Here is a 9,530-nt window from a genome sequence, read left to right as displayed (position 1 = left end):
TCGCCGACTGCGTTGGTCGCGATCAACAGGCGTTGCCGCGCATCGAAGCTGTAGGTGGCGAGGTTCTGCTCGGTGGTCCACTCGCCCTGAACAAACACCTGATAATCGACCGCCACCAGTTGCGCGCGGTCATACCGCAACAGCAGCGCGCGCCCGGCGCCGTTGTCCAGACGCTGAATGCGGTCGGAGCGATCGCGTTGCAGGGTCAGACGATTGCCGTAGACATCGCTGATTGCGGTCAGCCGGCCGGCGCGAAAGTGATAGAACCGTGCGGTTTCCCCGGCCAGGGCGAGGATCAGTTCTTCCGGTTCCTCGCCGAGAAAGATCGCCGCCCGCGACAGGCTGTTGTGAATCGCTGGACGCGCGACGTTTGGCAGGGGAAACCGAGTGCGGCGGTTCTCGTGGTCGATCCAGATCACGCCATCGCTGTCGAAGGCCAGGCGATGCGCGAGCGTATGGCTCCAGCCGAAACCCAGGCCGATGTCGATCTCGACCGCGCTGCTGCGGTACAAGCGGGTGAACTCGAAGGGCAGCACGCCGTCGAGCACGGCGTCGGTCAGGGTCAGCAGCTCTTCGCCGGTGACCATCGACACCGGGCAGCCATTGGTACAGGTTTTGGGCACGCAATCGGCGGCGTCGCCGTTGGGGTTTTTCGCCTGGTCGGGGACGTCGTCGTGGGGCTCGTCTTTCTTCAACATGGCGTTGCGCTTGGCATCCCAGCGCAATTGCATCCGGCCGTTTTTCACCCCGGCGGCAATGCCTCGCGCGGCAACGGCTTTGTAACGATCGACGTATTCAATAAACGTGCTGACGATGCCAAACAGCGCTTTGACCAGACGCTTGGCAACGCTGAACAACTGGGCTGCACGATCGGCCAGACGTAGCGTCAGATAAGCGATCCCCGCCCCCGCTCCGACAAACGTCAGCACCACGCTGATCAACACATCGATGATCAGTTGCACGATCATCATCGACGCCACTTCAGCGGACTTGTCGGCAATCGCGCTGGGCGGCAGCATGTCCAGCCACAGACTCGCCGACCGTAGCAGCAAGCACAGCGCCGCCTCGTCACTGACCAGCAACTGCAGCTTTTCCATGAGATCCGGAGCGGTCTGTGCCAGCTCGATCAGATCAGCCGCGCCGCTGCCTAGACGCTCGGCAAACTTGCCGGGGTCCTGGAGAATTTCCGAGAGCAGACCGAGGCTGTCCCACACGCCTTCGATAGCGGCCCAACTTCCAGCAAGCATGCCGTTGCTGGCCGCTATCGCCACCGACTGTGACCACTGCGGCTTGAAACCTTGCCACTCGCTACGCAGCCAGTGTTCCAGTTCGCCGGTCAAACCGTCGTAGGATTCGAACAGCTCGGTGACTTGACTGGAGGTGACAGCGCTGTGAACCAAAACACGGTAGAACTTGCCCTCTTCGCCTCTGAATTCAGCCTTGCCCTGCTGATCAAGGGTGACCGGGCTGGTCTTGCCGCTATCCACGTCGACCACATCGACGGAAATGTTGCCCAGCGGGATGTCATAGACCGATTCGAATTTGCTCTCGATCTGCATCAGCCCGCCCTGCGGGCACTGGACGACACTGGAGGAAAATTCGTCGTCGCTGCTGCTGACCGCCGTGCTGCTATCGCCGAAGCGGATGATCCGCTCCATACCCACCAGCGACGGCAGGTCTGCTGCCTCGCTGATCTGGTCCGCCCTGCGACTGAGCCAGTGATCAAGCTGTTCGCGGTAGAGGCTGAGCGTTTGCGGAAAGCTGTCGAGTTCCTGCTCGATGCGCGCGATGGCTTCCATCAACACACGCGAGCAAACAAGGTGGACTGAAAAACGGGCTGAAGCATGAGCGGTCCCTCGCGCAAGAAATTAGTCGCGGGAACTGTGCGGGGGATCAAAGAGGAAAGAAGTCAGGCGAGTAGGCAAAGGATGTAGGACTAATCTGCAACCCAGCATCAATCGAAAAACGTGCAGGCAGAAACGTAAACGCGGCGTGAGGAAAACCTCACGCCGCGTTTATTTAGAAGACATACATGGAATTACTGCGTTGAATCACCAGCCATCAGCTGTTGCAGCTTCAGCTCGGCCAACGGGTGGCCGGCCTTGGCGGCCATGCTCCACCAACGAGCGGCCTCAACGGGATCCGGCGCCTTGCTCGGCGTACCGGCGAGGCTGATCACGCCGACTTGATAAGCGGCTTTACCGTCGCCGGCCAACGCCGCCAGACGCAGCAGACGCACGCCTTCTTCACGCGCGCCTAGCCCAACGCCGCGAAAAGTCAGAATGTGCCCATAAAAGCTTTGAGCATCGACATCGCCGAGGTTGGCCATGCGCGCAAACTGGCCCTCAAGCCAGCGCCAGCCACGCGGCTGGCGAACGAACCACGACCAATGAAACAGCCTGCGGGCCAGCCAGTAACCGGCCCGCGCCTTGAGCCACAGAAACACTCAGGCCTCCGCCGATTCCGGGTATTCGTATTCGAAGACCCGCACTACTTCCGACGCATGCCAGGACGCCGCCGCAACGCCATCTGACGGCCCGGAAAAGCGCCCCAGACGCTCGACACATTCAAAGAACCCGGTACGCGGCAAACGACTCGCACCCTGACTAATGACCAGCGAACTGCGCAAAGGCTGCTCGGCTTTGGCATCCAGTGCGGCCAGATGCTCCAGCGCAGCCGTCAGCGTCTGCATCGCCGGCGTCGGCAGCTGCAAACGCTCAAGCAAGGCTCGATAGGTCAGAAGATGGCGCTGACGGCGCGCCTGGTCCAGTTCCCCCAGCAATCCGTCCCAATGTTGACGGCTGATGCGTACGCTCACGATTCGTCCCTCCAACCCGGCACCGTCAGTTCCCAGGCCAGGCTGCGGCGAATCGCGGCGTCGGGCTGACGCTCACCACTTTCGATCATGGCCAGGTAAGACGGGCTGATGCCTACCGTGCGGGCCAGCGCCTCGATGGCGATGCCCTTCCCTTCGCGCAAACTGCGTAATTGATCCAGACCCGGAAGAATCGGCTCCGGCGAGGTGGCGAGCGGCGCTGCTGGCTGCTGCACCGGTGCTGCGTTGATCCCTGCTGCTTTCAGTAAAGCCTGATATTGAGCCCACGGCAGAACCGCGTATTCGGGTTCGCCATCGCGTGCAATTATCTGAATATCCATGACTACCCCGTAGGACAACACCACTTAGCGAGTCGGCACTTTTCCCTAGAAGTGTAATCCTAACAGCGGCTACGGTCGCGAGTGGTATCTATCTGTAGGCAGACTTGGTCAGTCAGGGCTTTTTCGGGCCTTGCAGCTGCAATTGTTCAGGGGTATCAGGGAGGAGTTCAACCACCGCCAGCTTTTCGGGTTGCTGGCGTTTGCGCCACAGGCGGAAGGCGTTGAGTTCGTCATCGAGGGTTTTCATCAGCCAGGCGAGGACAGCGATGTCATCGAGCATGCCGAACATGGGAATGAAATCCGGAATGGCATCCACCGGGCTGAGGAAATACATCAGGCCCGCCACCACCGAAATCAGCGACTTGGCACTGATCGCGCGATACTCGCCACGCCAGTAGGCCAGGCATAACGACTGCAGCAAGCGCAGATCATCCTTGAGCTTGCCCAGGCGATTGCCTTGCGCCGCGCCTTTGCTGGCCACGGCAAACAACAGGGTCGGCAGGCGTCCACGGGCCAGCAGGCGACCGGCCAACGGCAGGAATCGAGCGAAATTCCACGGAGCTTTCATCTATTCTTCCCGTTGAAATGTTATCCACACAAATTGTGGATAACCTTGTGAACAGAGCTGCATTTCAGCGCTGAGAGCCCCGTTTCATAAGGGCTGCGCTCAGATCGGGCGTTTTTTACTCACATAAAAAAGCCCAATATTTCATTGACTTGGCAGCTCAGGGCGTCTAGCGCGGGCAGCCTCAAAGCTATGACTGTGTTGAACGGCGTCAGTTCGCTCTGTTTACCTTTCCCAACCTGCAGATGCAACAACGCCCCGCATTAGCGAGGCGTTGTTTTCGAGCCGTTGCGTGTTACTTGGCAGCGGCTTCTTCTTTGGCTGGATCCTTGATGGCCAGCAGTTCCAGGTCGAAGACCAGAACCGAGTTGGCCGGGATTGCCGGGCTTGGCGACTGAGCGCCGTAAGCCAGATCGCTAGGGATGTACAGTTTGTACTTCTCGCCAACGTGCATCAGTTGCAGACCTTCAACCCAACCCGGGATCACGCCACTGACTGGCAGATCGATCGGGCTGCCGCGCTCGACGGAGCTGTCGAATACGGTGCCGTTGGTCAGCTTGCCGGTGTAGTGAACAGTGACGACGTCGGTCGGCTTAGGCTGTGGGCCATCGGCTTTCTTCACTACTTCGTACTGCAGGCCCGAAGCGGTGGTGGTGACACCGGCCTTCTTGCCGTTTTCTTCGAGGAATTTCTTGCCGGCGGCTGCCGACTCTTCGCTCATCTTGGCCATACGCTCTTCAGCACGCTTTTGCAGCGAGGCGAAGGCTTCGACCAGTTCTTCATCTTTCAGCTTCTGTTCTTTCTTGCCAACGGCATCTTCGATGCCCTGGGCTACCGCTTTGGAGTCCAGATCATCCATGCCTTCCTGGGCAAGGCTTTTGCCCATGTTCAGGCCGATGCCGTAGGAAGCTTTTTGCGCCGGGGTTTTCAGCTCTACGCTGGTCTGCGAGTCACAACCCGCGAGTACCAGGCTAACCAGGGCTACCGCCGCCGCCAACCGATGCTGTTTCATGCTATTTCCTTGTTCATGCGCCGAATGGGCAATCGAGTAAAGCCGCGAGCTTATCAGGCCGCCACGACCAATGGCTACCGGCATGAGAGCAGGATTCTTCCGATAAGTTCAGGGATTAAAACGCATTTGGCCGATGGCTGGATGAAGCTTCTGTCATCCGTGGACGACAAGGCTCGTCGGCTCACGGCTCAACATCTGGCGTAATGGCCACTTGCCCAGCCAGCGCCGCTCAGGCATAACAGCGCAACAATTCGACAAGGATGTTCAACTTGCGCCTCTTCTCCCGCGTTCTCGCGCTGCTGATCGTGCTGGCGGTAATCGCCCTCGCGGTGATCGTCTATTACGTCGCCAATCCGAAATTGCCCTTCTACACCCCGCCGCAACAGGTACGTTATCTGGATCAGTGGAGCGAAGCTCAACGCCAGACTTACTACTTCACACCGCAAGGTACGCAAGTCAAAGGCCTGCGTTACGAGTGGTTCCAGGCATTGGAATTGCCGTTCTCGGAACAAAGATTCGCCTCGCCCGAATACCTCGCCCGCTTCGGCTTCCTGGTCGATCCGCAGCAAAAAGCCACCTTGAACAATCCCGGCAACCTGCCCGTCGGTTTTGCCCGGCATCAGAATCCCGACAACGCCTCCGAGCACTATCTGGACATCACCTGCGCCGCTTGCCACACCGGCGAGTTGCGCTTCAAAGGTCAGGCCGTGCGTATCGATGGCGGCAGTGCACAGCACGTGTTGCCTTCCAGCGTTCCCACATTGCGCGGCGGCAGTTTCGGACAGGCCTTGGTCGCCAGTCTCGCCTCGACTCACTACAACCCATGGAAGTTCGAGCGCTTCGCCCGCCAGGTGCTCGGAGATGATTACGAAGCGCGCCGCGAACAATTGCGCAGCGAGTTCAAGACCTCACTGAACACCTTCGTCAAAGTGGCCTGGAATGACACCCATCGCGGCTTGTACCCGACCGAGGAAGGCCCGGGGCGCACCGACGCGTTCGGCCGAATAGCCAACGCCACGTTCGGTGATGCGATTTCCCCTGCCAACTACCGCGTGGCCGATGCCCCGGTGGATTACCCGCAGCTGTGGGACATGTGGACGTTCGACTGGGTGCAGTGGAATGGCTCGGCCCAGCAGCCGATGGCGCGCAATATCGGCGAAGCGCTCGGCGTCGGTGCCACGCTGAATTTCTTCGACGCCAACGGTCAGCCGCTGCAAGGCGCCGAGCGCTACCCTTCCAGCGTGCGCGTGCGTGATCTGCACGCCATCGAAGAAATCCTGCAACAGTTGAAGCCGCCAACCTGGCCGGAAGATCTGTTCGGTGCCATCGACAAGCCGCTGGCCGCCAAAGGCCGCGCGCTGTTCGCGGAAAACTGCGCCGGCTGCCATGTCCCGCGCCAATCGCAGGAAGGCGAACGCTGGGTGCAGCACTTGCACATGCTTCCCGTGGAGGTGATCGGCACCGATCCGAATGCGGCCAACAACATTGCCAGTCACCGTTTCGACCTGAGCGCACTGCAATGGGATGTCAATGAGCTGGAAAAGATGGACGTCAAACTGCACCCCGAACCCAAGGAGCCGCTTGATCTGAGCCAATTGTCGGTGGCCAAGGGCCTGGCTTACGTCACCGCGTTCGTGGAAAACCGGGCCTATCAAGAAGCGAAGATCACGCCGGAAGAAAAACCGCGCATGGACGGTTTCGGCCTGCCGATCGGCGTGCGCGAAAAAGTCGCTTACAAGGCTCGACCGCTGGCAGGCGTGTGGGCGACTGCGCCGTTTCTGCACAACGGTTCGGTGCCGAGCATCTATCAGTTGCTGTCACCGCAGGATGAGCGTGCAACCACCTTCTATAAAGGCACGCTCGAATACGACCCGCGCCATCTCGGTTATCGCACCGAGCCTTTCACCAACGGTTTTCTGTTCGACACGCGCATCAGCGGCAACCACAACAGCGGCCACGAATTCCGCGCCGGCGCACGCGGCAACGGGGTGATCGGCCGACTCCTGCAACCCGAGGAGCGCTGGGCGCTACTCGAATACCTGAAAGTACTGGGCGGACCACTGGAGGCGCAGTTGCCATGATCATGCCGACATTCAAAAAGGAACTGCCGCCGCTCGCGCGTTTCTGGCTCTGGTTGGGGCGCTTGCTTGGCAAGACTCTGCTGATCCTCCTGGTCATCGGCCTGCTCGGCTGGGCCATCGCCACCGCGTGGTTTGCCTGGCAGCATCGCGGGCCGGTGTCGGCGCAGGAACAGATTCCAGCAGGCGAAGCGGCGATGACCCAGGACGTCATTCAAACCGCAGTGCGCATCGTCGACCAGCACCGCGAACCCACGCGTTATCTGCGCGATGCTCACGCCAAAGCGCATGGCTGCGTGAAGGCGCAAGTGCAGGTGTTACCGGAACTGGCGCAATCGCTGCGACGGGGTGTGTTCAGCGAGCCGGGCAAGACCTGGCAGGCGTTGATCCGGTTGTCCAACGGCAATGCCTATCCACAATTCGACAGCATTCGCGACGCGCGCGGAATGGCGATCAAGTTGCTTGAGGTTCCTGGCACGCAACTGCTCGGCAACCGCCAGGACCAGCATGAACAGGATTTCGTGATGTTCAGCCATCCGAATTTCTTTGTCAGCAATGTCGCAGAGTATCGTCAGAATGTGGCGGCGCAGGCTGACGGCAAGAGGGTCATGGCGTTTTTTCCGACATGGGATCCGCGGACCTGGCAGGTCCGTCATCTATTCATCGCGTTGGCAACCCTGTCAGCGCCGCCGGACAGTCCGACCGAGACCACATATTTCTCGGTATCGCCCTACAAGTTCGGTGAGGCCAATGCGAAATTCCGCGTCGTGCCGGATGCGGAGCGTTGCCCGGCGTATACCCTGCCGAAACAGAATCACGACCTGCCGAATTTTCTGCGCAGCGCATTGAATAAGCAGCTGTCGACGGATCGGGTGCCAGCCTGCTTCGCCCTGCAGATCCAGCGCCAGGACGTGAACAAGTACATGCCGATTGAGGACACCAGCATTGAGTGGCGTGAGCAGGATGCACCGTTTGAAACCGTGGCGCGGATCACCCTGCCCGCTCAGGACTTCGATACGCCGGCGCTGAATCTGCAATGCGACAACCTGTCGTTCAATCCGTGGTTCGGCATCGAGGCGCATCGGCCGATTGGCGGGATCAATCGCCTGCGCAGGGCGGTGTACGAGGCGGTGAGCGATTATCGACACAGTCAGAATGCCTCTGCACATCCCATGTAGGAGCTGACGAGCGCAACGAGGCTGCGATCTTTTGATCTTGTATGAAAAAAGCCAAAAGATCGCAGCCTCGTTGTAATCGTCAGCTCCTACAGAAATCGCAGACAGCAAAAAGCCCGCACAAGGCGGGCTTTTTGTGGTGTCTGGCGTTCAGTTCCAGATACCGAATATGGCGCAGCGGACGGGACTCGAACCCGCGACCCCCGGCGTGACAGGCCGGTATTCTAACCGACTGAACTACCGCTGCGCGAAACGCTTGAAACGAATGGTGGGTGATGACGGGATCGAACCGCCGACATTCTGCTTGTAAGGCAGACGCTCTCCCAGCTGAGCTAATCACCCTTCGCTTCGGTGTGGCGCGCATTCTACGGAGCACCCCAACCTCTGGCAAGCACTTTTTTAAATAATTTTCCGAGGCCTTCCAAAGGCTTAGAGAAGGGTTGGCCTATGCCCCGGCGAAGACAATAATGCCCCCCTTTGTATAAAGGAGTGACTCACCCCATGTGGTTCAAGAACCTGCTGATCTATCGCCTGACCCAAGACCTGCCTGTCGATGCCGAGGCGCTGGAAACTGCACTGGCGACCAAACTGGCGCGGCCGTGTGCAAGCCAGGAGTTGACCACTTACGGTTTCGTCGCGCCGTTCGGCAAGGGCGAAGATGCGCCGCTGGTACACGTCAGCGGCGATTTCCTGCTGATCTCTGCGCGCAAGGAAGAACGTATTCTCCCGGGCAGCGTCGTGCGTGACGCGGTCAAGGAAAAGGTCGAAGAGATCGAAGCCGAGCAGATGCGCAAGGTCTATAAGAAGGAACGCGATCAGATCAAGGATGAGATCATCCAGGCGTTCCTGCCGCGCGCGTTCATTCGTCGCTCGTCGACCTTCGCTGCGATCGCGCCGAAACAGGGCCTGATCCTGGTCAACTCGGCCAGCCCGAAACGCGCCGAAGACCTGCTGTCGACCCTGCGCGAAGTGATCGGCACCCTGCCCGTCCGTCCATTGACCGTGAAAATGGCACCGACTGCGGTGATGACCGAGTGGGTCACCACGCAGAAAGCCGCCGACGATTTCTATGTACTGGACGAGTGCGAACTGCGCGACACCCACGAAGACGGCGGCATCGTCCGTTGCAAGCGTCAGGACCTGACCAGCGAGGAAATCCAGCTGCACCTGAGCACCGGCAAAGTCGTCACTCAGTTGTCGCTGGCCTGGCAGGACAAACTGTCGTTCATGCTCGACGACAAGATGACCGTCAAACGCCTGAAATTCGAGGATCTGTTGCAGGATCAGGCGGAACAGGACGGTGGCGACGAAGCCCTGGGCCAACTGGATGCCAGCTTTACCCTGATGATGCTGACCTTCGGCGACTTCCTGCCGGCGCTGGTCGAAGCGTTGGGTGGGGAAGAGATGCCGCAGGGGATCTGACTCTGACGAGTATCTAACCTGTGGGAGCGAGCCTGCTCGCGAATGCGGTGTGCCAGTCAACATTAATGTGTCTGGCTCACCGCATTCGCGAGCAGGCTCGCTCCCACAATGTTTTGTGGTGT

The 9,530-nt window shown here is 59.6% G+C and carries 9 protein-coding genes and 2 tRNA genes; 3 read left to right on the top strand and 8 right to left on the bottom strand.

The annotated features are described in order from the left end of the window. The 6 genes from PS14A_RS07465 to PS14A_RS07440 form a co-directional block, all read right to left on the bottom strand. On the bottom strand, positions 1–1,799 hold a 1,799-nt coding region (locus tag PS14A_RS07465; protein WP_249121203.1), incomplete at its 3' end, for a DUF6531 domain-containing protein. Between the two features lie 239 nt (positions 1,800–2,038). Then, entirely contained in the window at positions 2,039–2,446 is a 408-nt protein-coding gene (locus PS14A_RS07460; protein WP_212615638.1) for an SEL1-like repeat protein, read from the bottom strand. Further along, a complete protein-coding gene (locus PS14A_RS07455) occupies positions 2,447–2,818 on the bottom strand; it encodes a hypothetical protein (RefSeq protein ID WP_003223109.1) in 372 nt (123 codons plus the stop codon). Then, on the bottom strand, positions 2,815–3,156 hold the full coding sequence (locus PS14A_RS07450; protein WP_130912017.1) for a helix-turn-helix transcriptional regulator: 342 nt from the start codon (positions 3,154–3,156) through the stop codon (positions 2,815–2,817). Before PS14A_RS07450 ends, PS14A_RS07455 begins: the two co-directional genes overlap by 4 nt. A gap of 112 nt (positions 3,157–3,268) precedes the next feature. Further along, a complete protein-coding gene (locus PS14A_RS07445; protein ID WP_212615637.1) occupies positions 3,269–3,724 on the bottom strand; it encodes a DUF1232 domain-containing protein in 456 nt (151 codons plus the stop codon). A gap of 292 nt (positions 3,725–4,016) precedes the next feature. Next, positions 4,017–4,733: an FKBP-type peptidyl-prolyl cis-trans isomerase gene (locus tag PS14A_RS07440; RefSeq protein ID WP_076566750.1), complete on the bottom strand. Its 717-nt coding sequence runs from the start codon at positions 4,731–4,733 to the stop codon at positions 4,017–4,019. Positions 4,734–5,002: 269 nt separating this feature from the next. Here PS14A_RS07440 and PS14A_RS07435 point away from each other — a divergent pair, with 269 nt between their 5' ends. Together PS14A_RS07435 and PS14A_RS07430 are read left to right on the top strand one after the other, a co-directional pair. Beyond that, positions 5,003–6,814, top strand: coding sequence for a di-heme-cytochrome C peroxidase (locus PS14A_RS07435; protein ID WP_212615636.1), 1,812 nt, complete (start codon positions 5,003–5,005; stop codon positions 6,812–6,814). Further along, positions 6,811–7,989: a catalase family protein gene (locus PS14A_RS07430; protein ID WP_212615635.1), complete on the top strand. Its 1,179-nt coding sequence runs from the start codon at positions 6,811–6,813 to the stop codon at positions 7,987–7,989. Before PS14A_RS07435 ends, PS14A_RS07430 begins: the two co-directional genes overlap by 4 nt. Before the next feature lie 167 nt (positions 7,990–8,156). On the opposite strand, the gene PS14A_RS07425 is transcribed toward PS14A_RS07430, so the two are convergent. After that, positions 8,157–8,233, bottom strand: a tRNA-Asp gene (locus PS14A_RS07425). A 19-nt stretch (positions 8,234–8,252) separates the two neighbouring features. After that, positions 8,253–8,328, bottom strand: a tRNA-Val gene (locus PS14A_RS07420). Between the two features lie 159 nt (positions 8,329–8,487). Between PS14A_RS07420 and rdgC the strand changes: the two genes are divergently transcribed. Beyond that, complete coding sequence (rdgC, locus tag PS14A_RS07415; RefSeq protein ID WP_024012190.1) at positions 8,488–9,408, top strand: recombination-associated protein RdgC; 921 nt, start codon at positions 8,488–8,490, stop codon at positions 9,406–9,408. The last annotated feature ends 122 nt before the right edge of the window (positions 9,409–9,530 follow it).

The organism is Pseudomonas sp. 14A, assembly GCF_018132745.1.
GTDB classification, from domain to species: Bacteria; Pseudomonadota; Gammaproteobacteria; order Pseudomonadales; family Pseudomonadaceae; genus Aquipseudomonas; species Aquipseudomonas mercuritolerans.
This window is presented reverse-complemented; position numbering and strand designations above follow the sequence as displayed.